Source organism: Caproicibacter sp. BJN0012 (genome assembly GCF_035986805.1).
Classification (GTDB): domain Bacteria; phylum Bacillota; class Clostridia; order Oscillospirales; family Acutalibacteraceae; genus Caproicibacter.
In genome coordinates this window covers 2977757-3000008 of the sequence record NZ_CP142518.1, presented here as the reverse complement: position 1 = coordinate 3000008, position 22252 = coordinate 2977757, and the positions used below count along the sequence as shown (strand labels likewise).

Genomic DNA, 22252 nt, shown 5'->3' with positions numbered 1-22252 from the left:
TCCGATTACTCTCCTTCGTTTTTTTTCACCGCAGCAGCCCGCAGATCTACAACCGGGGTTTCCGGATGCTTGTCCGCTGCTTCGGCGCTTTTGTTCTGAGCGGCGGTTTCATGTACTTCCGTCAGTTCGTTTTCCGAAAGAATCTTTGCGACGTCCAGAAGAAGAATGACCTTCTCTTCGATTTGTCCGATTCCCGTCAGATAACGGTTGGTGATATCCTTGGAAACCTTCGGCGGCGGAGAGATGCTGTCTTCATCAAGATCGGTGACCTCGTCGACCGCATCCACGATGAAGCCCATGTAGGAATCCTCGATGCTGGTCACGATAATGCAGGTGTTTTCATTGTATTCGGCTTCGGGCTTGCCGAAACGCACGCGGATATCGATGACCGGTATGATATTCCCGCGCAGGTTGATGACGCCCTTTGCGTAGTCCGGAAAATCCGGAAGCGGCGTGATTCCCTGCATGCTGATAATCTGCACGACATCCGAAATCGGAAGGCCGAACAGTTCGCCGTCCGTCCAGAAAGTGAGATATTTGGTCATCAGGGCGGCCTGTTCGCTGTCTTGGCCAATTCCCTCTTCCGCCAAGTTGTTTTGCATATGATTCACCTCGTAGAGTAAATTATGATTCTTCAGGGACGCTGGCCCGCGTGGTTCGGTTCCGGGTCGCTCACAGCTGCCGTTCCTTCATCGTGCGGATCTGTTCCCGCTGGCAATCGAAAAGATATTTGCATAAAAGATCGCCCTTGGGGCCGGAGTTGTTCAGGAACTCACATCCGTACCCATCCTCCTGCGCCCGCTCCAGCAGGAGCCTGCGCACAACTCTGCAGCTGAGGAAGACGGCCGAATCGTAAAGGCTCAGCCTGACGGACAGCCGGTCGCCGACCTCCAGTTTCCTGGAACTGAAAAAATAAAGACCGCTCAGGCTGAGATCTTTGATGCTGACCGCGATGGCCTCACTGCCCTTCCGAATTTCGCCTTCCTCGTTTTCAGGGAAGGCCTCTGTTTCAATATCAACCCTGACGCGGAAAAAATTTCTTTTTTCATAGTCTGCCAAACTTTGCACGTCCGAAATCCGGATAAATTCCGGCGACGAAAGGTATACTTTCCCGACCAGAACGCGGAATCCCAGCGCGGTGCTGAATACGCTGATTCTGACAGTGGTATTGCAGTGGACGATGGGAAGCGGTTCCGCCTTGTTTACGATTTGGATCCCGTCTTCCCCTATCCAGCCAAGATAGCCTGTCAGGATCGGCTTGTTGTCCATGGCCTTGACTTCACATGGCGACCGGAGGTAGTCCTCAGGAATTGGCAGCATTCGATGGTAAGCCCCCCAACTTTGTCTTGCATTGCTCTCTGAACCGGATTTATTCGGCTGCGGTTTTCAGCATCTGATCCGCAGAATGGCGCGCCGGCGCGGAATCGGCGCCGCGCTCCGAAAGGACGCGCGCGATATCCAGGACCATGGCGGATTCTTTTCCCAAAGACGCGATGGCGGCGACATACCGGTCACCGACGCTTTTCTTGTACTTCGGCGCGTCGAAAATCTGGCTTTTTGCAATATCCCTGACATCCTTGACCGAATCGACGATCAGGCCGGCCGTCATGTCGCCGTTCTCCACAATGACGATGCTGGTCAAGTTGTCGTATGGAATGGATTCCTTTGAAAATTTGAGCCTCATATCGATGAGAGGGACAATCTTTCCCCTCAGATTGATGACGCCCTTCACGTAGTCGGGAAGGTTCGGCATCAGGGTGATGGGCTGCAGCCGGATGATTTCAACAACCTGGGAAGTCGGCAGGGCATAGAGCTGCCGGTCGATGAAGAAGGTCAGATGCTTTTCCGAAGGGATGTTCTCCATGACGGAGAACGTGCCTTTTGCGCTCTTTTTTGTCTTTTTCATGTTTCCTCACCTTATTCGCTTTTTGTCAAATACGCTTTCAGTTTCCCATTATCTATTATCGTCCTATTGGACTGAAATGTTAGCGCAAAGACAAAAACTTATCAGAATTTTGTCGGCCTAGCTTTTTTCCTGTTCCATTTCAGGCTGCTCCGCCACGTTGCCGGCGGAATCGGCGTGAAAGCCGAGAAAATAGATATAGATATCGACGACGGCGCGGTACAGCTCCGGAGGAATCTGGACGCCCGCGTCCAGCCGGGACAGAAGCGTCGCGAGGGAATCGTCGCGGAATACCGGCACGCCGTTCTTTTCCGCAAGGCTTACGATCTGCCTGGCGGTATCGCCCATTCCGGACGCGACCACGATGGGAGCGCCGTCCGAGTTTTCGTCATATTTCAGAGCGGCCGCTTTCTGAAGCTTTTCAAATGGTGACATCGACCGTCCGCTTCCTTTCCATTATCTTCCGGACAATCAGATCCGGGACTTCGGGCTTTTCACAGCAGGACAGACGGATGTCCCCGGATGCAAGGCCGTTTTTTACAAGGATTTGCCCCAGAGAAGACGCGATGGGTCCTCTCTTTGCAAGCAGTTTTTCCGGGCAGGAGAGGGCCAGGTCGACCTTCTTGCCTGTCAGCTCAACCCTCGCCTCGAAATATCCCAGATCCTGAATGGTGAATGTCAGGTACAGGCGGATCGGTTCCGCAGTCTTGCCGGCGGGAGCGCGTTCCTCTTCCCGGCTGCCTTTTTTTTCGATCCAGATCTGGGCGAACAGAAATCTGCCCTGGACGACCGCCGGCAGAAGAATGTGAGTGAACGGCATATAGACGCTGTTGTCCAGAAGCAGGGACCGGCTGATATCCGCATAGACCGCTTTGTCGGTTTCCGGCGCGTCCGACCCTCCGCCTTGGGAAAGCAGGGAAACCAGGGACCGAAAAAAATGATTTTCGGTCTTTCCGCGCTCCGGGCTGACCGCCTCTTCGTAGAAGGAGCGCATCAGCCGGAGCATCGGTTCCCCGACGCGGCGGTCACAATAAGAAACCAGCCGCCGGTACTGAGCCTCCAGATTTTCACGGGAGCTTATATTCAGAATCGAGGCGTTCTGCAGGAGAAGGGAGATCGTTTCCCGCATTTCGCCGTAATCGCTGCTCTTTGAAACATATGCGGACAGAAACGGAAGTATTTCTTTTTTCAAAAGATTCAGGTTGCTGCCCAGCAGTCTTTCCGGATCCGCCGTGTTGAGCTTTTCAGCGAGAAGCGCGAGCTGCTTCGCGTCGCCGGCCGGAATCTGCCGGCCGATCCTGTCAAGGTTTGAAGCGATCGCCGCGGTCGTATCCTTCACGGAGAAAAAACCGTCGAAAGCTTTCAGAAACGAGGCGACCCTCAGGTCCAGCTGCGGGTCCCCGGCCTGTTCCGAAATGCGGCCCAGCAGTTGAAAAAGCGGCCCGGAGAACAGGCTGCTGCCCTTCTGCTGGGAGATCAGGCTTTTCACCAGGTCCTCCTGTTCTGCCGTCAGACCGGACGCCAGCTCCCTCAAAACGGAGCTTTCCGGCAGAGAGGACGGGGAGGCCTCCATTTTGCGCACGGCGGTGAAGAGCAGCTTGCCGAGTGTTTCTGAAAGCGCCGGCGTCTGCCTGAGCTGCTGAATGAATTTTCCGAATACGGAGTTTTTGCCAAGCAACAGGTTCAGGGACGCCGAATCGGTATTTTGATCCTGCGCGTTGGGCCGATTCACTCTGGCCGGTTCCATGGGCTCGACCGGAGACGACTGAGCGGACGGATTCGGCTTCAGAATTCCGTCGCTGTTTGGGACCGGAGCGGTGATACGCAGGTTTTCCGGCATAAAAGCACCTCTTTCATAAAATCAGGAGAAATTCTGTTAATTTTATTAGAAAATGGTCGATATAATAAAAAGCAATAAATGTAATAAATAAGGAATCGGTGAAACCTATCATCCGGATTCCGGAAACCCAGTTTTCATTAATAGGATGGGAGAGAGACATATATGGAAAGCGGAAACGAATCCATGTTGGACGTCTATTTGTTTGAAACGACTGATCTGCTGGAGCATCTGGACGATATTCTGATAGAAAGTGAAAAGAACAAAAATCTGGATCAGGACAGCATCAACGAAATTTTTCGGATCATGCACACCATTAAAGGTTCATCCGCCATGATGCAGTTCAACAGCCTGGCGGTCATCTCCCACAAGATGGAAGACCTTTTTGCTTTCGTCAGGGAAAAGGGAATCGGCGAAAAAGACCTGGAAGGCCTGTTCGACCTGATGTTCCGATCGGGGGATTTTCTCAAGGCGGAAGTGAAGAAAGTCCAGGAGGGACAGCCGCTCACAAACAATATCGGCACGTTGGAGCAGGAAATTAACGGTTTCCTCAAAAAGATTTCCGCCGATGCGGCGGTTCCCGCAGCCGAGGCGGACCAGGGCGCGGCGCAGGAAGCCGCCCGGAAGGACGCCGCGGCCGTTTCCGGCCTGGAAGCCGGGCTGTTGGAAGAGGAGTCCGAAAAAGGATTTCCGTTTGCCATCCGAATCTTTTTCGACGAGGATGCGCAGATGGAAAATCTGCGAGCGTTTATGCTGGTCAACAGCCTGCAGGACTCCTGCGACGAATTCGATTACCAGCCCCGTGAGATCGAAACGGACAAGACCACCGCTTCCCAAATCCAGAAAGACGGCTTCTACCTGTTTTTCCGTGAGCCAAAGGCGCGCGACCAGGCGATTCCGGCCGTTGAGGCATTTACTTATACGAAAACCTATTCCATCCTGGGCGAAGCGCTGAAAAAGCGGCAGTCCGCAGGGCAGTCCGCCGCCGGCCTCCAGCCGCAAAAAGCGGCCCAGCAGACCCATTCGCCGGTCAAGCAAAGCCTCATCAACGTCAATCTCTCCAAGCTGGACAGCCTGATGGACCTGATGGGGGAAATCGTGATTATGGAATCGATGGTTACCTCAACACCGGCGCTTCAGCAGGCAGGGCTGGACAACAACTTTACAAAATCATCGCGGCAGCTGCGCAAGCTGACCGATGAACTGCAGGAAATTGTCATGTCCATCCGGATGGTTCCCGTTTCCACCGTTTTCCAGAAGATGAATCGGATTGTTCGCGACATGAGCAAAAAGCTTGACAAGGAGGTCCAGCTCGTCCTGATCGGCGAAGAAACCGAGGTCGACAAGACCATTGTGGACAGCATTGCGGATCCTATTATGCACCTGGTCCGCAACGGGATGGACCACGGAATCGAATCAAAAAAGGAAAGGGCGAAAACCTCGAAGCCCAAAATGGGGACCATCACGCTTTCTGCGCAAAACACAGGAGGCGAGATCCTGATCACGGTTTCCGACGACGGCGCGGGCATCGACCGTAAGGCGGTGCTCGACAAAGCCAATAAAAAGGGATTGCTGACCAAACCGGCCGACGATTACACGGACCATGAGGTGAACCAGTTTATCCTGATGCCGGGATTTTCCACCAACGACGTGGTGACGGAGTTTTCCGGGCGCGGCGTCGGCATGGATGTCGTCAAGGAGAACGTGGAGAAAATCGGCGGGGAAGTTACGGTGGAAAGCAAGCAGGGAGAGGGGACCAGGGTCATTTTCAAAATACCGCTTACCCTTGCGATTGTCAACGGCATGAAAATCTCCGTCGGGGACACGATGTTCACGATTCCGATCAAGAATATTCTTCAGTCCTTCAAAGCGAGGGACGAGAACATTATGTACGATACCGACATGCATGAGATCATCATGGTGCGCGAACGCTATTATCCGGTCGTCCGCCTTCACAAGGCCTATCACCTCGATACGGAGGTAGAGGATATCGGCGGCGGAATCATGATCCTGGTGGGCACCCACGACAACTCCTTCTGCATTTTCGCGGACGCGCTGCTCGGCGAGCAGCAGGTGGTCGTCAAGCCTCTCCCTGCTTACCTGAATCAGTTCAAAATCAAGAAAAACGGGATCGACGGCTGTGCGATCCTCGGGGACGGCAGCATCAGCCTGATCTTAAATGTGCAGAACCTGTACAATGCCAGCTGAAACGGAAAATATGGGAGGCCGAATGATCCATTTAACCGACGGGGAATTTCAGGAGCTTGTGAGCTTTATCCGCACAAACTTCGGCATTAACCTCGGGAAAAAGCGCCTCCTGATTGAGGCGCGCCTTTTTTCTGTACTTGCCGAAAAAAACATCTCCAGCTTTACGGAGTATTTCAGTCTCATCCGCAGCAGTCCGGACGAATTGAATACCATGATGAACCGCCTGACGACCAACCACACTTACTTTATGCGGGAACCGCGGCATTTTGAATTTTTGAAAGATGTCATTCTTCCTGAACTGACGGACAACCGGCCGGACAGATGCCTGCGGGTCTGGAGCGCGGGGTGTTCCACAGGGGAGGAGGCCTACACGGCGGTCATGGTGATGCGGGAGTGGTTCGGACCGTGTTCCGGCTGGGACTACCGGATTCTGGCCACCGATATCTCCACAAGGGTGCTGGAGGCGGCACGGCAGGGGGTTTATTCCGCGGAGTCCCTCCGGAACCTTCCGGACGGGTGGCGGACAAGGTACTTTCGCGTCCGGGAGGGGCAGGCCTATGTTCTGAGCGAAGAGATTAAGAAAGAGGTTATTTTCCGTAGCCTGAACCTGATGGATCCGTTTCCGTTTCATCAGCCGTTTGATTTGATCTTCTGCAGGAACGTCATGATCTATTTTGATCAGGAAACCAAAAACAATCTGATTCGGAAATTCTATGAAAGCTTGAAACCCGGCGGATATTTGCTGATCGGCCACTCGGAAACCGTTCAGCGGGATGTGATTCCGCTGCGATATATCGAACCTTCTATTTATCAGAAAGGATAAGCGCTATGCCCTTTCGACCAATAAAAGCCCTGATAGCAGACGACTCTCCACACATTCTCTCCGCAATGAAGGAAGGCATGTCCGGGGACTCCGCGTTTGGCGAGATCAGGACTGTGAGCAGTATTTCACAGGCAGTTTCCGTGCTGAACACGTTTGAGCCGGATGTGGTCATTGCGGGGGCGAGGCTGTTCGGCGGGAGCGCGGCCTCTCTGATCGAAGCGGCCGGCATCCCTTTGGTTGCCCTGGTCAGGCCGGACGAGGATGCCGTGAGCGTCCGCGGAATGGAAGCCGACGATCTGGTTCAGCTCCCCGGGGATCAGGACAGGAAAAGCTGGCGGGCCTTTTGCAGCGAGGCCTGCGTGAAAGCTAAGATCGCCGTTGCTTCCGCCATACCCGCGGGCGCGCACGCGCCCAAGGCGAAGGCGCCGCCCCCGCCGGCAAAACCGGAGCGCGTGATTTTGATCGGCGCCTCCACCGGAGGGACGGACGCGACGGCGGAGATTCTGAAACGCCTGCCCGACGGCCTGCCCGGAATTGTCATTGTCCAGCATATGCCGTCCGGCTTTACCAAAATGTACGCCCAGCGCCTGAACGGAATTTCCGGAATCCGGGTTTCGGAGGCGCGGGACGGCGACCGTGTCGGCCGGGGAAGCGCCCTGATTGCGCCGGGCGGGCTGCATCTTATGCTGAAAAAAGACAGGGCGGGATATTATGTCAAATGCGTTCGCGGGGAACGCGTGAACGGGCACTGCCCGTCGGTCGGAGTTTTGTTTGACTCCGCGGCCGAGACGGCCGGGCCGGAAGCAGTCGGCGTGCTTCTTACAGGAATGGGGAGGGACGGCGCCGAAGGCCTTCTGCGCATGAGAGAAGCGGGCGCTTACACCATCGGTCAGGATGAGGCTACCTGCGTCGTTTACGGGATGCCGATGGCAGCCTTTGAGATCGGGGCCGTGGTGAAGCAGGCGCCCTTGCAGCAAATTGCGGATCTGATTGTCCTTCATACAAAATAAATCATTACCGGGAGTTGCTGAAATTGAAAAAAATTCATTTCAAGTCGTTTTTTCAAACACATTTTAAAAGAAAAAAGCTGATCCGTGCAAAATCCGGCCCGACTGCGAAAAAAAGAGCCGTTCGCCAAAAGGGACTGAAGAGAAAGCTTCTTCTTCGCTTTATGATGATCACAGTTTCCATTTGCATCGTTTTCGGCGGGATGTCAGTGCTTTTGATTTATCAGAATTCCATGAGCTTTATGGAGGATGAGGTGGCTCAATCCGCGAATGCCTACAGCCAGGTTGTGGACAATTCACTGGATAAATTCCGCACTGCGGTTTCGGATATTTCAGAGGACAGCAAGCTTTTTGACAAGTCGCTGTCGAACGACGACCTGGCCAAAGAACTGGATTATCAGAGCATGGTTCACGGCTTCTTCAAAGTCGATCTGGCCGAAAGTACGGGCAAAACGGTCAGAGGCAAGGACATCAGCGGCGAAGACTATTTTAAAAAAGCGCTGGATGGCCGCTTTGCCACCTCCAGCACCTATTTTTCCCAGGAGGACAGCGGGATGCTGGTCACAATGGCGACTCCCATCAACGATGAAGAAGGCGGTTTGCCCCGCGTCCTCACGTGCTCCATCTCGATCGGCACGCTGAACAGCCTCCTGAACAGCGTTTCAATCGGCCAATCGGGCTATGGCTTTATTGTGGACAATGCCGGGAAAATTATCGCGGATAAAAAAATAAACAATGTCCTTGACTCTGTCAATTACATAGAGCTTGCGAAAAAAGATCCCTCCTATTCCGGTATCGCGGAGGTCGTCAAGAAGATGGCGGAGGCAAAAACGGGAGGGGATCTGACGACGCTTGAAGGGCAGCAGGTCTACGTTTCCTACCTTCCGATTTCGAACACGGACTGGTCGATCGGCGTGGTGGCCGTCAGATCCGAGATGCTGTCCGGAATGTATACGGCGATCTGCATCATGCTTGGACTCATCGCCGCGTTCATCCTTTTGTCGATCCTGGTTTCCAACAGAGTTGCCGTTCCGATCGTAAAGCCGGTTTTGTCCCTTGCGGGCCGCATTGAAACCCTTGCGGACGGAGACCTGCATTCAGAGGTTCCCGCCGTCCGCACAAAGGACGAAATCGAATCGCTCTCGAAGACTTTCGGGTCCACCGTGGAATCCCTGAACGGGTATATCGAGGAAATTTCCGCCGTCCTGGGAGGCATGGCGGACGGTGATTTCACCGTGACTCCGCAGCGGGATTACCAGGGCGACTTCACCGCCATCAAAGACGCGCTGAACGCGATCATCCAGTCTATGAATTCTACGTTCGGTGAGATCAGCCAAATGGCCGATCAGGTTGCGGGGGGATCGCAGCAGGTGGCGGAGGGCGCTCACGCGCTGGCTCAGGGAGCCACGGAGCAGGCGGGAACCATCGAACAGCTTTCGGCTTCTTTGAAAGAAGTCAATCAGAAGGTGGACGAGAGCGCCCAATCCGCTAAAAAGGCGGATTCGATCGCTCTGGACGCAAGGAACCAGGTCACGCACGGAAGCGAACAGATGGAAAAAATGATTGCCGCAATGGCCCGGATCGAAGAATCCTCCGGAAAGATCGAAAAGATCAACAAGACGATTGAGGACATCGCATTCCAGACCAATATCCTCGCGCTGAACGCGGCGGTGGAAGCCGCGAGGGCGGGAGAGGCCGGCAAGGGATTTTCGGTTGTTGCGGACGAAGTGCGCAACCTGGCCGGAAAGAGCTCGGAAGCGGCAAAGAACACCTCCGTGCTGATTCAGGATTCGATCGGCGCCGTGACGGAAGGGCGCAGAATAGCGGATGAGACAGCCACGTCCCTGAAGGAAATTGTGGACAGCGTCGAGTCGATGACCACTCTGTTTGGAGCCATCTCGAAATCCGCGGCCGAGGAGGCAAGGGCGATCGGGCAGATCAATCAGGGCTCCGAGCAAATTTCTGCCGTAGTGCAGTCCAATTCCGCAACGGCGGAGCAGAGCTCCGCGACCAGCCAGGAACTGAACCGCCTTGCCCAGGTGCTCAAGAACACGCTGAGCCAGCTGAAGCTGCAGGATTAACGGATTTTCGTCCGGTCTAAAAAAAGGGAGGCTCCCCGCACGGGAGCCTCCCTTTATAGCTTTTCAGCGCTTTTGATAGGTCATGACATCTCCCCGGTCCCGGTAAAACAGCACCTTGTTCAACCAGGGTTTCAATGAGGGATCGGTTTTCAGCGATTCGTAAAATTCCAGTTTCCCAAATGAATGCATCGGAACGACGGATTCTGCTCCGACCGTTTTCATAAAATAAGTCAGGCCGAGCAGCGCGTTCTGCTCCTGCCTGGGATCGACAGGCAGAAAGGCCACGTCGATTTCCTCGCCGCGCAGTTTGTCGATCTGTTCCCGGTAGCGCCGGCCCATCTCTTCGTTGTCCTCCTCCGGTTCGCCATCCCAGTGCCACCAGTTCAGATCGCCCGCATGGTAGACGCACAGTCCGTCGGTATGGACCAAAAACGCAACGCCCAGATCGGTCGATTCCAGCGCGCGCACGGTCAGGCCGCCCAGGTCGGCGGTTTCGCCCGGCGCGATTTTCACGGCGTCCTCGGGCGCGTGGATCTCATCCGCGAGGACATAGCGAATGTTCGCGACGGCTTTCCTCCAACTGAAAATTTTTGGGCTGTAATGATCCGGATGGCTGTGGGAGGCGAAAACGACGACGTTCTTATCGCGGATTTCCTCCGGATCAATGACCCCTTTCGACAGCCCGCAGCCCTTCGGAGTGTCGAGATAATAATCAAAGATCAGAAAATGACCGGCGGTTTCCAACGAGAAACCGCTGTGATACAAATACCGGATTTCAGCGTTCATCTGTATTTCCCCTTTTTTCCCCTATTATATCACATCGCTGCAACCCGGAGCCGGTCAGCGGCTCAAAAAACGCTGGACCGCCTTCACCGCTTCCACGATGGGCAGAATCAGCAGCGCCGTTCCGATGGAGATCATGTACTGGCGCGCCGTCAGCGACACCATTGAGAAGACGGAGGCCAGAAACGGAAGCTCGACCATTGCGAAGGTCAGCAGCAGAGCGGCCAGCATGGTGCCGAGAAGGATCTTATTCTGACCGTGCAGAAGAAATACGGAGCCTCTGCGGGAACGCAGATTAAACGAGTGAAAGATTTCGCACATCGACAGGGTGACGAAGGCCATGGTGGTGCCGACGTCCGGCCCGCTTTGGCTGCCGATCCAGTAGACGAGCAGGGTCAGCGCGGCGACCGCGGCGCCCTGGTAGAGAACGTCGGCTCCGAGTCCGTCCGCGAACAGGCTTTCGCTTTTGCCGCGGGGCGGGCGTCCCATGATCCCTTTTTCGGCCGGTTCCGTCCCAAGAGCGACGGCCGGCAGACTATCGGTGATCAGGTTGATCCAAAGAATATGGATCGGCCGGAACAGGGAGAAGCCGAGCAGAGTCGCGACAAAAATGGAGATCACTTCGCTGAGGTTGGAGGAGAGCAGGAACTGGATGGTTTTCAGGATGTTGTCGTAGATCCTGCGCCCTTCCCGAACCGCGTAGACGATGGTGGCGAAATTGTCGTCGGCCAGCACCATGTCCGCCGCGTTTTTGGTCACATCCGTGCCGGTGATGCCCATCCCGACGCCGATATCCGCCGTTTTCAGGGCGGGAGCGTCGTTCACGCCGTCACCGGTCATGGCGGTGATCAGGCCGAGGTCTTTCAAAGCGCTGACAATGCGGACTTTATGCTCCGGCTGCACCCGGGCGTAGGCCCCGCAGCGCTGCACGGCTTCCCTGAGCTCCCCGTCGGAGAGGCGGTCCAGCTCGCTGCCGGTCATGACGGTTTCCCCGGGTCCCGCGATGCCGATCTGGGCGGCGATGGCCGCCGCGGTATCCTTGTGGTCCCCGGTAATCATAACCGGGCGGATTCCGGCCCGGCGGCATTCGCGCACGGCTTCCGCGGCTTCTTCCCTCACGGGGTCGATCATGCCGGCAAGGCCCAGAAAAGTCAGGCCGGTTTCCAGCTTTTCCGGAGTAAAGCCGTCCGGCAGGGCGGACAGCGGCTTCTGCGCGGCGGCCAGGACCCGCAGGGCCCGGCCCGCCATGTCACGGTTCGCGTCGAGAATTTCCCGGCGGAACTCCTCCGTCATCGGAAGAACGGCTCCGTCCCGCATCACGCTGCCGCAGCGCTTTAAGATTTCATCCGGCGCGCCTTTTGTGTACTGGATCAGCCCGCCCTCCGGAAGGACGTGCACAGTGGTCATCATTTTGCGCATCGAGTCGAACGGGGCCTCGCCCCTGCGCGGAAATCCGGCTTCCAATCCGTTTTTGTCGAAGCCTTCCTTCAGCGCGAAGGCGACCAGCGCGTTTTCGGTCGGCTCGCCGACGATTTCGCCGCTCTGGGGGTTCAGGCGGGAATCGCTGCACAGGGCGAAAGCTTTTGGCAGCAGCGTGCGTTCGCCGAACGTATCGACTACCGTCATTTTGTTTTGAGTCAGGGTCCCGGTTTTATCCGTGCAGATCACCTGGGTGCATCCAAGAGTCTCCACCGCCGTCAGTTTTCGGATAATCGCATTTCGGGCCGACATTTTGGAAACGCCGATCGAAAGCACGATCGTCACCACGGCCGCAAGACCTTCCGGAACGGCGGCGACGGCCAGGCTGACCGCCAGCAGAAAGGTGTTCAGCACGGCCTGAGAGCTGTAATCGTGCAGGGTAAAAAGGCTGAACGCAAACACGAACGCGCAGATGGCGAGCACTCCGATGCTCAGCAGGCGGCTGAGCTGATCCAGCCGCCGCTGCAGCGGGGTTTCTTCTTCTTTCGCTTTGGCCAGCGTGTCTGCGATTTTCCCCATTTCAGTGTTCATTCCAGTCGCTGTGACAACGCCTGTTCCGCGGCCGTAAACGGTGCTGCCCCCCAGATAGGCCATATTGGTCCGGTCGCCCAGAGGAACTCCCTCCGAGGCCTGGAGAGCGTCCGATGTTTTGTCCACGGGGACGGATTCGCCGGTCAGCGCGGCCTCTTCCATTTTCAGCGAAGCCGCCTCCAGAAGGCGCAAATCCGCGGGGACGGCGTCCCCCGCCTCCAATAGGACGATGTCGCCCCTCACCAGTTCGGAGGAGGGAATGGAGGAGATCTCACCGCCGCGACGCACTTTGGCCCGGGAGGCAGTCATTTTCTGCAGTGCCTCAATCGCCTTTTCGGATTTGTTCTCCTGCACGATCCCAAGGATGGAGTTGAGCAGGACCACGAACAAAATAACGGAGGCGTCCGTCATTTCTCCCATCAGTCCGGAAATGACCGCCGCGGCCAGCAGGATCAAAATCATCGGATTCATGAGCTGTTCTTTCAGCCGGGACAGAAATGATTTTTTTTCGGCGTCCTTCAGCCGGTTCGGCCCCTGCTCCAGCAGCCGGCGCTTCGCCTCCTCCGGTGAAAGGCCGTCGGTGCGGCTGTTGAGTTCCCGCAGTACGTCGGCGGATTCTTTCAGATAGCTATTCAAGGGCAGCTCCTCCTTCCAAACGGATTCCCTTCTTATGGTATCCTGATTTTTCAGCAAATCACGCATCCCTCTCTCATTATTTGCAGTTTCGGCGGAGGAAAAGAAAAAGACCCCTGCCAGAAACAAACATTTCTGGTAAAGGTCTTGCTTTCCAAAAGAGTTTGGATCGGAGGCCAGAAGCTTGCGCAACGGTTGTTGACCTTCCGAAATTCAGCTACTCCCCTTTATCCCGGACAGCTTTCATTTGTTTGTTTATCATATCATACTGGCCGCCGGGTTAAAATGGAAAAAAGAATTATAAAATTTATTTGCGCTTTGGAATCCTTGACAGAAGGAACCGGGCGCTTTATACTTAACTATATCTCATAAAAACAGGAAATTCGACTTTCCGGCCAATGCCGGAAAGTCAGCCTGATGCGGCAGGGTGGTTAGAAATGATATCCTTATTCCTCAGTGTTCTGCTCAAGGTAGCCATCCTGTTTTTGATGATCGGGGCGGGCTATGTCTGCGGTAAAATAAATTTTATTTCGGACGGCGGGGCGAAAGAAATGACCTCCGTCCTTTTTTGGGTCGTCACTCCCTGCGTGATCATCACGTCCCTGCAGGATATGCTCGGCAAAGTCAGCGTGGGCAGCCTTCTCCTCTCCGGCGCGCTTTCCGCCGTCTGCGCCGTGGCCGCCATCGGCTTCAGCTATCTGCTGTTCCGAAAAGCTCCGCCGGAGCGAAGGAAAATCCTCCGTTTCGCCGTGGCGTATTCCAACTGCGGCTTTGTGGGCCTGCCGCTGGTGGACGCGGTTCTGGGAAGCCAGGGAGTGGCCTATGCTTCCGTGTTCATGGCCGTTTTCAATTTGTTTGTGTGGACGCACGGCGTCTCCAGCATGAAGATGGAACCGCAGATCGACTGCAAAAATGCGATCGTGAATCCGGGCGTGCTTGGATTCGCGGCCGGCTTTGTTCTTTTTGTTTTTTCCGTTCGTTTGCCGGAAGTGATTTTATCCCCGATGCAGTGTTTTTCCGAAATGAATACGCCGCTTGCAATGCTGGTGGTCGGCGTTTACATTACGCAGGTCCCCTTCCGCGAACTCTTTAACGATGCCAGCCTTTACGTGCTTTCGCTGGCGCGTCTGCTGGCGGTCCCCCTGATCTGCTTCTGCCTTTTGCTTCCGCTGCACGTCGACAGAACGATTTTCACTTCGCTCCTGATTCTTTCCTCGGCGCCGTCCGCGGCAAATTCGGTGATGTTTGCGGCGCAGTTCGGAGGGGATACGCGTCTCGGCTCGAAAGCCGTTGCCCTGACCACGCTGTTCTCCGCTTTGACCATGCCGCTGTTCCCGATCCTTGTGCAATGCTTCTATTAAAAAGGAATGCTGACTGAGAAAAAAGCCGATGCTGGAATTGCAGCATCGGCTTCTTCAATCGGCTTTGAAATAACATATAGTATATTATAATCAAATGTTACGGAAAGTAATATTTCTTTTCAAAACTCCAATATCGGATCGTTTTCGAGCCGAGCCGCCGGAATCCGGTTCGCATGGGTCATTTCCGCCGGGCGGCGCCGCAATTCGCCGGAATCCGAGGCATCTTGGCATATTTATTTAACAATCCGTATTTTGCTGCCGCATACTCCTTTTTGTATAATAATCTGCCGGTCGATTTGCTCCCGCAGCTCGGCGACGTGGGAGATGATGCCAACCAGCCGGTCCCCTTCCGCAAGGCCGGCCAGCGTCGCGATGGCCTGCTGGCGGGACTCGTCGTCCAGGGAGCCGAATCCTTCGTCGATGAACATGGTTTCGATCCGCACGCCGCCCGCAAAGCTCTGCACGACGTCCGAAAGGCCGAGCGCAAGCGAAAGCGAAGCCTTGAAGGATTCCCCGCCGGAAAGGGAGCGGACGTCACGCGTCTTGCCGTTGTAATTGTCCAGCACGTCGATCTCCAGCCCGGAACGGGAGCGCAGGTCGGATGGATTTTCCCTTCGGAGCAGGACATACCTGCCGTTGGTCATGGCGGAAAGGCGCCGGTTTGCCTGCTGCAGCACGCGGCCGAAATAGGCCGCCTGAACATATTGCTCGAAGTCGAGCTTCTGTTTGCCGCTCTGTTCCCCGTTGGCGGTTCTGGAAAGCCCGCGGATGCGGGCGTATTTTTCTTCCAGGTCCTTCCGGTCCGCCAAGGACCGGCTGATCCGCCGCTGTACGCCCTGATTGTTTTCCAGATGGGCGGAAAGCGTATGAAAAGCGGATTCTCTTGAAAGCTGTTCCTGTTGTTCCCGGGCGAGCTCCTGCTCCAGCCCCGCGAGGTCGGAGGGAGTTTTCCCGGAGGTCTCCGCCGTGAGGCGGCGTATCATGTCCTCGGTCCGCAGCCGGTCGTCCCGGTAATCGGTCTGATTTTGCCGCAGCCGTTCCATTTGCTCGGCAGGAAGGATGCATGCGAGATATTCTTCCTCCGTCCGGAATCCGGCCTCCGTCAGGCGGAGACGGTACTCCTGCTCCAGCCCTTCCGCCTGGGTTCGGGTCAGACCCACCCTTTTTCGGTTATCCTCAAGGACGGCGGCCGCCCCTTCCCGTTCGCCGAGACAGGAACGGTATGCGTCCTCCGCCTTTTGAAGAGACTGTTTCATCGCGGTGAGCGTGCGGTTCAGCTCATCGAGTTTTTGCCCGGCTTCCCTCTCCGTCGGGAAAGGGAGGGAAGCGCGCGCCGACATCGTCTCGGCGCGCTTTGCCTCCAGCGATGCCGAAAAGCTGTTTCTTTTTCCGGTCAGTGTTTCCAGCTCGCGGTCGGCGTCCGCCAGATCTTTTTCGGTCAGGCCCAGCCGCGCGGAGCATTCGGATTTTCTCCGGCAGCGTTTTTCCTGAGCGCCCAGCTTTGCCAGAGCCTGGGTGCGATCCTGTTCGGCCTGTGCGCGAACTTGGAGCGCTCTTTGTTCCAGAGCCTGAACGTTTTCATCGCCCGTGACGCCGCCGAGCAGATCGTTGACGGATTTGCGAAGGTTTTCCCGGTCGGACAGAATGCGGGTTTCGGCGGCTTTGAGTTTCAGGCCGGCCGATTCCAGCGCGCCGTGATGCCGGTCGCGCTCCGCTTTCAGGCGTCGGAGCTGTTCTTCCGTCACGGCCGGCCCGTCCAGGACGGCCGGGCGGGGATGGCTGGTGGAGCCGCAGACGGGGCAGGGAGCCCCGTCGGCCAAACCGGAGGCAAGAAGCCCGGCCTGCTGGCGCAGAAAGGCCCGTTCCGCCAGGTCGCAGGAGGCATTCGCCTCACGGTAAGCGGCCTCTTCTTTCAGATATCCGTTCCGCGTCGAACGGTATCCGTCGATCAGTTTTCGGATGTTCCCGACGGAGTTCAGGATCCCGGAAAGAGCCTCGCAGGTCCTGCGGGCATTTTCCTCGGCCGTTTTGCAGGCGAGGCGTTCGACCTCCGCGTCCGCCAGGCCTTCAAGTTCTGCCCGAAGCCGATCGCGCACCTCCGCAAGGGTTTTCTTTTTTTCGCTGAGGGAACCCAGAAGCGTGTCCTGTCCGGCGAGGGAACGCTCCAGCTCCACGGTTTGCCGTTCCAGAAGCTCCGCTTTCCGGTAGCCCGGGAGTACGGAGGAAAGCGTGCCGATCGCACCCGAAAGTTTTTCGCGCTCCGGCTCCTTCTCGCGCTCCGCCTCCGCCGCCGCTTTCAATCCGCCGAGGGCGGCATCCGCAGCGGCGATTTTTCCGGCCAGGGCCGCAATCTCCTCTTCCAGCGCCTGGAGCGCCTTTTGTTCCCGGAGCAATGCGGAACGGGCCGGCGTGACGCGCGACCCGGCCTGCTCCGCCGCGCGCAGCGCTTTTGCCTGCCGCTCCATCTCCCCGCCTTGTTCCAGAAGCTCCGCATGATGTTTTTTTGCCGATTCCAGCGACTCAAAAGCCTGCACCGTCTGCCGTGCGGCGGCCAGAGAAGCGATCAGCCCGGAAACTCTGTCCCGCGACCCGGCCAGCTCGTTCTCTGCGGCTTTCAGCTCGCCGGCGTCGTCCGCGTTTGCGGCGGACAGGAGCTGCAGGACTTGAGGGATCAGATTGACGTCATTTTCGCCGAGACAGGCGGACAGCGCCTCTTCGAGTGCGCTGTTCTCCCCGGGACGGATCAGAGCGGCGTCCTGCAGAATGCCGCGGGCGCTCTCCTCCCAGCCGCGGCGCAATTCCAGCTCCCGGGTTTTCAGCAGTTCCTCCACGCGGCGGAACAGGTCGGTGGAAAACACGCGGCGGAAGATTTCCGCGCGTTCGGCGCTTTCCGCGAGAAGCAGATCGAGAAATTCTCCCTGAGCGATCATCGCCACCTGTTTGAACTGCCTGTGGTCGATGCCGAGCAGCCCGACGATCTCCTGCGTCACGCGGGAGCTTCCCGTCCGCACGGAGCCGTCCGGCAGGGTCAGAACGGCGTCCGCGGTTTCCGTCGCTTCCCCGGCGCCTCTTTTCTTCGGGCGTTTGTAACTCGGATTTCGCAGAATTTTGTATTCCTTCCCGCCATGGGAGAAGAGAAGCTCCACAAAGGTTTTGGTATCCGGCTCTGCGAAATTGCTCCTCAGCGTGTCGAGGGTCCGGGTGGAGCCGCTGACCTCGCCGAACAGCGCGAACGAGATCGCGTCAAAAATCGTGGTCTTGCCCGCGCCAGTGTCCCCGCAGATCAGAAACAGCCCGCCGGACCCAAATTCCCGCATGGGGAGTTCCACCCGGCCGGCGTAGGGGCCGAACGCGCTGACGACCAGGTTCAGCGGCTTCATATGGCGTCCCTCCCGGCTTCCTCGATGATTTTTCCGATGATCTCCCGTTCCTCGCCGGACATCGGCGCTCCGTTGCGGTCCTGATAGAATTCTTCAAACAACTGCATCGGCGTTCTGAGCGAGGGATCTCCCGACGCTGAAGTGCCGGTATTTTGGGAATCCATCCGCCTGTTTTCAAAATCGATCCGCATCAGATTGGGATAAATCGCGCGCAGCTTTCCGGCCGCGTCGGCAATCTCCTTTTCATCGGTCAGAACGGCGCGGATGTAATCCTCCCGGTTGGTTCCCTCAAAGGTTTCCGGCGCGGTCAGCGCCTCGATCGGGCCGCGAATCTCCCTCATGTCCCGCAGCGGCGTCAGGGGAATCCGGGTCAGCTCGATTTTTCCTTTCTCGCCCAGCTCCGCCACCGTGACACTCTTTTTCTGCCGGGTCTCCGAAAAGGAATATTTCAGCGGGGAGCCGGCATAGCGCGCCGTCGGGCGTCCGATCTGCTGCGGCCCGTGCAGATGGCCGAGGGCGACGTAGTCGAACCCGTCGAACGCGGAAACATCGACGCTGTCCAGCCCGCCGACGGAAACCGTTTCACTGTCGCAGCGGTCCGGCTCCGCGGAGCCGCTGACGACGAATTGATGAGCGACCAGAACGTTCCGCTCGCCGGGGTCGGGCGGGACCGTGCCGAGCGCCGCGCGGACCGCGTGGTCGTAGGTGTCCGTTTTTTCGGGTCCGAAAAAAGGCTGTGCCGCGGCGGGACGCAGGAACGGCAGCAAATAAATATGTACGGTTCCGAACCGGTCGGAAAGAACGGCGTGGGGAACGGTTCCCTGGAAGGTGCCCGCGATCATCACGTCGTTTTTGCGCATGATGCGGCTGCCGAAATCAAGCCGTTCCGGAGAATCGTGATTCCCGCTGATGGCGAATACGGGAATAGCCTGTCCGGACAGCTCGGTCAGAAAATCATCCAAAAGCGTGACGGCCTCCCCGACCGGAATGCTCCGGTCATAGAGGTCGCCCGCGATCAGAACGGCGTCCGGGCGCACGTCGCGCGCGATTCCGGCAATCTGTTCCAGGATATGCCTCTGGTCTTCCAGCATGCTGAATTCGCAGACGCGCTTGCCGATGTGGAGATCGGAGAGGTGAAGCAGTTTCATCGGTTTAATCCAAAATTTCGATCCAGTACCCGTCCGGATCGGAGATAAAGTAGAGGTTCATGTCGTGGTTCTCGTAGCAGATGCATCCCATTTCCTTGTGGAGGGCGTAGGCGGCTTTTTTATCCGGGACCTTTACGGCGAGATGGATTTCGTTGTCGCCGAGATTGTAGGGTCCTTTGCGGTCGCGGTACCAGGTCAGCTCCAGGTTGTAATCGGTCTGTCCGTCCCCCAGAAAAACAATGAGGAACGACCCGTCCGGAGGAGTGATGCGGCGGACTTCCTTCAGGCCCAGCGCGCGGCTGTAAAACTCCAGGCTTTTGTCAAGGTTCAGCACGGTAAAGTTGGTGTGCAGAAATCTGGAATTCATAAGAATGCCTCCCTGTTCTAATTTTAAATATTATAACATGAACCACAGAGCCTTAGAAAACAGGACCGGCCCGCCAATCATGGTTCAATGTTCTCTCAGGCGTCGGAAGCTTTGCTTCCGCTTACGCCGTGAGGTTATTATAACATGAACCACAGAGCTTTAGAAAACAGGACCGGCCCGCCAATCATGGTTCAATGTTCTCTCAGGCGTCGGAAGCTCTGCTTCCGCTTACGCCGTGAGGTTATTATAACATGAACCGCGAAGCCGCAGAAAATGTGTCCGGGCTGCAATCATGGTTCAATGTTCTCTCAGGCGTCGGAAGCTTTGCTTCCGCTTACGCCGTGAGGTTATTATAACATGAACCACAGAGCCTTAGAAAACAGGACCGGCCCGCAATCATGTTTCAATGTTCTCTCAGGCGTCGGAAGCTTTGCTTCCGCTTACGCCGTGAGGTTATTATAACATGAACCGCGAAGCCGCAGAAAATGTGTCCGGGCTGCAATCATGGTTCAATGTTCTCTCAGGCGTCGGAAGCTTTGCTTCCGCTTACGCCGTGAGGTTATTATAACATGAACCACAGAGCCTTAGAAAACAGGACCGGCCCGCAATCATGTTTCAATGTTCTCTCAGGCGTCGGAAGCTTTGCTTCCGCTTACGCCGTGAGGTTATTATAACATGAACCACAGAGCTTTAGAAAACAGGACCGGCCCGCCAATCATGGTTCAATGTTCTCTCAGGCGTCGGAAGCTCTGCTTCCGCTTACGCCGTGAGGTTATTATAACACAGAATCTTCCGTACGAAAACGATGAAAAAGCTCCGCGCGGGGCGGAGCTTTTTATTACGGTTCTATGGAGGAAGCACCTTCCCGCGGGTCCGTTTCCGGCGGGGACGGAAGCTGTCCTATTCCGGCGAGATCCTTGAGAACTTCTCCGGCGAGGATCATTCCGGCGACCGGAGGGACGAACGGGACGCTCCCCGGGATGGCGCGGCGCTCGGTGCACTTTCTGCGGGTGCCGGGAGGGCAGACGCAGTGGTTCCGGCAGCTGATCTCGCAATCGTCGATCGGTTGAAGTGGGGGCTCCTTCGAGTAGACGACTTTCAGGCTTTTCACTCCGCGCGCCTTGAGTTCCCGGCGCATGACCCGCGCGAGCGGGCAGACGCTGGTTTTGTAGATGTCCGCAACCTCGAACCGGGTCGGATCCAGCTTGTTGCCGGCGCCCATGCAGCTGATCACCGGGACGCCCGCTTGCTTCGCGCGGACGATCAGCTCCAGCTTCGCGGTGACGGTGTCTACCGCGTCGATCACATAGCCGTATCGGGACAGGTCGAATTCGCCGGCATTATCTGGCGTGTAAAAGCATTGGTGAAGCTCCACCCGGCAGTCCGGGTTGATCTCCAGGATCCGGTCGCGCATCGCCTCCACTTTCGGGGTCCCGATGGTCTTGCGAGTGGCGTGAATCTGGCGGTTCAGATTCGTCAGGCAGACGCGGTCGTCGTCGAACAGCGCGAGAGTGCCGACCCCGGCGCGGGCAAGCGCCTCAACGGCATAGGAGCCGACCCCGCCGATCCCGAAGACGGCGACCGATGCGTTTTTGATCTTTTTCATGGCCTCGCCGCCCAGCAGAAGCTGAGAGCGGGAAAATTGGTCCAGCATGGATTTCCTCCGAGTCAGTCGAAATAAAACGGCGTGGAAAGATACCGCTCGCCGGTGTCCGGCAGAAGGGCGACGATCCGCTTCCCGCGGTTTTCCGGGCGCTGGGCGAGCAGCCTTGCCGCCCAGACGGCCGCTCCCGACGAAATTCCCGTCAGGATGCCTTCCCACCGGGCAAGCTCTTTTCCGGTCTGATAGGCGTCTTCGTCCCGCACGGGGATGATCTCATCCAACAATCCGGTGTCGAGCGTTCTCGGCACGAATCCCGCCCCAAGGCCCTGCAGCTTGTGCGGGCCGGGTTTTTTGCCCGAAAGAACCGCAGAGTCCGCCGGTTCCACCGCGACGGCGCGCACTTCCGGCTTTTTTTCCTTCAGGTATCGCGCGACTCCGGTGACGGTTCCGCCCGTTCCGACCCCGGCAATAAAAATATCCACGCCGCCCTCTGTGTCCCGCCAGATTTCTGGCCCCGTGGTATCGTAGTGAGCGCGCGGATTGGAGGGGTTGGTGAACTGGCCGGGGAGGAAGGAATCCGGCGTCTCCTTCTGAAGTTCTGCGGCTTTGTCGATGGCGCCCTGCATTCCCAGATTCCCGTCGGTCAGCACCACCTCGGCGCCATAGGCTCCCAGCAGCTTCCGGCGCTCGACGCTCATGGTTTCCGGCATGGTCAGAATGATGCGGTACCCTTTTGAGGCCGCGACCGAGGCCAGGCCGATTCCCGCGTTGCCGCTTGTCGGCTCGATGATTACCGAGCCGGGTTTCAAAAGCCCTGATTTCTCAGCGTCCTCGATCATGGACTTTGCAATGCGGTCCTTGACGCTTCCGGCCGGATTCAGATATTCCAGCTTCGCGAGAACGGCCGCGTTCAAGCCGTGCCTGCGTTCATAGTTGGAAAGCTCCAGCAACGGAGTGTTTCCGATCAGGTCCGTAACAGTTTTCGCAAACAAGGATTTCCCACCTCTGCTATTTTCTATTTTGTCTCATTATAGGTCGCTTTTCCGTTTCCTGTCAATGCAGACCGAGCAAAAATAGAAAAATAGTATGATTTGCGGCGGTCGGACTT

General features: G+C 56.8%; 17 protein-coding genes. 5 read left to right on the top strand and 12 right to left on the bottom strand.

The window, feature by feature from the left end; genetic code table 11:
* Positions 1-5 precede the first annotated feature (5 nt).
* From VA597_RS14690 to VA597_RS14670, 5 genes are all read right to left on the bottom strand, one after another.
* Positions 6-602, bottom strand: coding sequence for a chemotaxis protein CheW (locus VA597_RS14690; RefSeq protein WP_243112536.1), 597 nt, complete (start codon positions 600-602; stop codon positions 6-8).
* Positions 603-672: 70 nt separating this feature from the next.
* Positions 673-1320: a PilZ domain-containing protein gene (locus VA597_RS14685; protein ID WP_128743675.1), complete on the bottom strand. Its 648-nt coding sequence runs from the start codon at positions 1318-1320 to the stop codon at positions 673-675.
* 49 nt (positions 1321-1369) lie between these two features.
* Positions 1370-1906, bottom strand: coding sequence for a chemotaxis protein CheW (locus VA597_RS14680; protein ID WP_128743674.1), 537 nt, complete (start codon positions 1904-1906; stop codon positions 1370-1372).
* 117 nt (positions 1907-2023) lie between these two features.
* Complete coding sequence (locus tag VA597_RS14675; RefSeq protein WP_326974801.1) at positions 2024-2338, bottom strand: EscU/YscU/HrcU family type III secretion system export apparatus switch protein; 315 nt, start codon at positions 2336-2338, stop codon at positions 2024-2026.
* Positions 2325-3743: a hypothetical protein gene (locus tag VA597_RS14670; protein ID WP_326974800.1), complete on the bottom strand. Its 1419-nt coding sequence runs from the start codon at positions 3741-3743 to the stop codon at positions 2325-2327. Before VA597_RS14670 ends, VA597_RS14675 begins: the two co-directional genes overlap by 14 nt.
* Positions 3744-3905: 162 nt before the next feature.
* On the opposite strand from VA597_RS14670, the gene VA597_RS14665 reads away from it, so the two are divergent.
* The 4 genes from VA597_RS14665 (at position 3906) to VA597_RS14650 (ending at position 9859) form a co-directional block, all read left to right on the top strand.
* On the top strand, positions 3906-5948 hold the full coding sequence (locus VA597_RS14665) for a chemotaxis protein CheA (protein WP_326974799.1): 2043 nt from the start codon (positions 3906-3908) through the stop codon (positions 5946-5948).
* A gap of 22 nt (positions 5949-5970) precedes the next feature.
* Entirely contained in the window at positions 5971-6771 is an 801-nt protein-coding gene (locus VA597_RS14660; protein ID WP_128743670.1) for a CheR family methyltransferase, read from the top strand.
* A 65-nt stretch (positions 6772-6836) separates the two neighbouring features.
* The gene (locus tag VA597_RS14655; RefSeq protein WP_326974798.1) at positions 6837-7781 is read left to right on the top strand and encodes a CheB methylesterase domain-containing protein; all 945 of its coding nucleotides are present in this window, start codon (positions 6837-6839) and stop codon (positions 7779-7781) included.
* Between the two features lie 161 nt (positions 7782-7942).
* On the top strand, positions 7943-9859 hold the full coding sequence (locus tag VA597_RS14650) for a methyl-accepting chemotaxis protein (RefSeq protein WP_326974797.1): 1917 nt from the start codon (positions 7943-7945) through the stop codon (positions 9857-9859).
* 63 nt (positions 9860-9922) lie between these two features.
* Here the strand turns inward: VA597_RS14650 and VA597_RS14645 are convergent, their stop codons facing one another.
* Positions 9923-10645, bottom strand: a complete 723-nt coding sequence (locus VA597_RS14645; RefSeq protein ID WP_128743667.1) for an MBL fold metallo-hydrolase — start codon at positions 10643-10645, stop codon at positions 9923-9925.
* A 54-nt stretch (positions 10646-10699) separates the two neighbouring features.
* The gene (locus tag VA597_RS14640; protein ID WP_243112534.1) at positions 10700-13288 is read right to left on the bottom strand and encodes a cation-translocating P-type ATPase; all 2589 of its coding nucleotides are present in this window, start codon (positions 13286-13288) and stop codon (positions 10700-10702) included.
* Positions 13289-13722: 434 nt separating this feature from the next.
* Between VA597_RS14640 and VA597_RS14635 the strand changes: the two genes are divergently transcribed.
* A complete protein-coding gene (locus VA597_RS14635; RefSeq protein ID WP_164919086.1) occupies positions 13723-14646 on the top strand; it encodes an AEC family transporter in 924 nt (307 codons plus the stop codon).
* Between the two features lie 233 nt (positions 14647-14879).
* On the opposite strand, the gene VA597_RS14630 is transcribed toward VA597_RS14635, so the two are convergent.
* The 5 genes from VA597_RS14630 to cysK all read right to left on the bottom strand — a co-directional run bounded on the left by VA597_RS14630 (position 14880) and on the right by cysK (position 22136).
* Entirely contained in the window at positions 14880-18026 is a 3147-nt protein-coding gene (locus VA597_RS14630) for an SMC family ATPase (protein ID WP_326974796.1), read from the bottom strand.
* Positions 18023-19174: an exonuclease SbcCD subunit D gene (locus VA597_RS14625; RefSeq protein WP_326974795.1), complete on the bottom strand. Its 1152-nt coding sequence runs from the start codon at positions 19172-19174 to the stop codon at positions 18023-18025. Before VA597_RS14625 ends, VA597_RS14630 begins: the two co-directional genes overlap by 4 nt.
* Positions 19175-19178: 4 nt before the next feature.
* Positions 19179-19541, bottom strand: coding sequence for a VOC family protein (locus VA597_RS14620; protein ID WP_326974794.1), 363 nt, complete (start codon positions 19539-19541; stop codon positions 19179-19181).
* Between the two features lie 838 nt (positions 19542-20379).
* Positions 20380-21195: a tRNA threonylcarbamoyladenosine dehydratase gene (locus tag VA597_RS14615; protein ID WP_128743661.1), complete on the bottom strand. Its 816-nt coding sequence runs from the start codon at positions 21193-21195 to the stop codon at positions 20380-20382.
* A gap of 14 nt (positions 21196-21209) precedes the next feature.
* The gene (cysK, locus tag VA597_RS14610; protein ID WP_128743660.1) at positions 21210-22136 is read right to left on the bottom strand and encodes a cysteine synthase A; all 927 of its coding nucleotides are present in this window, start codon (positions 22134-22136) and stop codon (positions 21210-21212) included.
* Positions 22137-22252 lie beyond the last annotated feature (116 nt).

What these genes read in the sequence shown, in the direction of transcription:
- VA597_RS14690 (WP_243112536.1), bottom strand. Translation starts at nt 602, where the DNA reads ATGCAAAACAACTTGGCGGAAGAGGGAATTGGCCAAGACAGCGAACAG.
- VA597_RS14680 (WP_128743674.1), bottom strand. Translation starts at nt 1,906, where the DNA reads ATGAAAAAGACAAAAAAGAGCGCAAAAGGCACGTTCTCCGTCATGGAG.
- VA597_RS14655 (WP_326974798.1), top strand. Translation starts at nt 6,837, where the DNA reads ATGAAGGAAGGCATGTCCGGGGACTCCGCGTTTGGCGAGATCAGGACT.
- VA597_RS14620 (WP_326974794.1), bottom strand. Translation starts at nt 19,541, where the DNA reads ATGAATTCCAGATTTCTGCACACCAACTTTACCGTGCTGAACCTTGAC.
- VA597_RS14645 (WP_128743667.1), bottom strand. Translation starts at nt 10,645, where the DNA reads ATGAACGCTGAAATCCGGTATTTGTATCACAGCGGTTTCTCGTTGGAA.
- VA597_RS14635 (WP_164919086.1), top strand. Translation starts at nt 13,723, where the DNA reads ATGATATCCTTATTCCTCAGTGTTCTGCTCAAGGTAGCCATCCTGTTT.
- VA597_RS14615 (WP_128743661.1), bottom strand. Translation starts at nt 21,195, where the DNA reads ATGCTGGACCAATTTTCCCGCTCTCAGCTTCTGCTGGGCGGCGAGGCC.
- VA597_RS14625 (WP_326974795.1), bottom strand. Translation starts at nt 19,174, where the DNA reads ATGAAACTGCTTCACCTCTCCGATCTCCACATCGGCAAGCGCGTCTGC.
- VA597_RS14675 (WP_326974801.1), bottom strand. Translation starts at nt 2,338, where the DNA reads ATGTCACCATTTGAAAAGCTTCAGAAAGCGGCCGCTCTGAAATATGAC.
- VA597_RS14685 (WP_128743675.1), bottom strand. Translation starts at nt 1,320, where the DNA reads ATGCTGCCAATTCCTGAGGACTACCTCCGGTCGCCATGTGAAGTCAAG.
- VA597_RS14660 (WP_128743670.1), top strand. Translation starts at nt 5,971, where the DNA reads ATGATCCATTTAACCGACGGGGAATTTCAGGAGCTTGTGAGCTTTATC.
- VA597_RS14650 (WP_326974797.1), top strand. Translation starts at nt 7,943, where the DNA reads ATGATGATCACAGTTTCCATTTGCATCGTTTTCGGCGGGATGTCAGTG.
- VA597_RS14665 (WP_326974799.1), top strand. Translation starts at nt 3,906, where the DNA reads ATGGAAAGCGGAAACGAATCCATGTTGGACGTCTATTTGTTTGAAACG.
- VA597_RS14670 (WP_326974800.1), bottom strand. Translation starts at nt 3,743, where the DNA reads ATGCCGGAAAACCTGCGTATCACCGCTCCGGTCCCAAACAGCGACGGA.
- VA597_RS14630 (WP_326974796.1), bottom strand. Translation starts at nt 18,026, where the DNA reads ATGAAGCCGCTGAACCTGGTCGTCAGCGCGTTCGGCCCCTACGCCGGC.